Consider the following 1,117-nt stretch of genomic DNA (forward strand, 5'->3'; position numbering starts at 1 on the left):
TAATTATATCTCACAAGATGTACTTGCTCGGGTGCATACCCAAAGAGGAGAAAAAGGATGAAAAACAACTGGTATTAAAAGCTGATAAAACGGCTGTTACAGTCGGAGAAACCGTAAAGTTTTCGGTGCTTATTGACAATAAGGCTGTTGATGGTGCTAAGATTACCATAAATGGTGAAACAATTGGGGAAGAGCATGTTTTTAAAAAAGCGGGAACTTTTGTTGTAGTTGCTAAGAAAAAAGGCTTCTTGGATAGTGCCTCGGTTACAATCAACGTAACAGACTCAAATGGCAAGAAACAACTTGAGCTATCAACTGATGCTTCTGAGATTAAGATAGGGGAAGAAGTGTTGTTCTTTGTGAGAGAAAACGGTGTTCAAGTAAAGGATTTTAAAATTAAATCACTGCAAGGTAAAACTGTTGATAACAATAAATGGATCGCAGATGAAGCTGGTGAGTTTAAGTTTATAGCAACGAAGGAAGGTTATATAGATTCAAAGGAAGTAGTTGTTAGAGTTACGGAGAATGAGCAACCAGAGTTTGAAAGTTTTGTTACTTTAGGTAGTAAGACATATGAGTTGAGTTACGGACTATATGGTGTCGCTTGTTATGAAGATGGAAAGACGGCAGAAGGAAAACCTAATTATGTAAAAGCTATTTACACGTTGAAAGATGGTCGAAAAGTTTTTAGATATGTTTACCAAATGTACAAAGGTCAGAATACTGATGAAGATTATGATAACGCTTGGGAAGAAGGTGGTGTGATTCAAGGAATGGTTTTTTATATAGAGGCTAAGAACCAAGAATCTTCCCCTTTGAATACTCTTGCGTCTGAATGGTTATGGGGAGATATGTACACTATAATAGATGGAGATATAGATTATACAGATCCAGATGATAGTTCTGATTTATATGTAGGATATGATGTGAGTGAAGACGGTGTGTTTTCTGTAGGAATTGGTTCAACAGGTACTTACACTTCACCAAGTATGACTAAATTTAATGTGAACTATTCTGGTGTATTAGAGGGAGCTTATGTGTTTATTGTATCAAAACCAAGCACAAATAGTATAACAAATCATTGTTGTCCGATAAAAAGAGTAGTTTTTTCAGACTA

At 35.7% G+C, this 1,117-nt stretch carries 1 pseudogene; it reads left to right on the top strand.

Annotated elements, in window-relative coordinates:
• A pseudogene (locus tag GJV76_RS15815) lies at positions 1-1,117 on the top strand (hypothetical protein); the annotation flags it as partial.

Origin of the sequence: Myroides albus (genome assembly GCF_009711045.1) — a bacterium.
Classification (GTDB): domain Bacteria; phylum Bacteroidota; class Bacteroidia; order Flavobacteriales; family Flavobacteriaceae; genus Flavobacterium; species Flavobacterium album_A.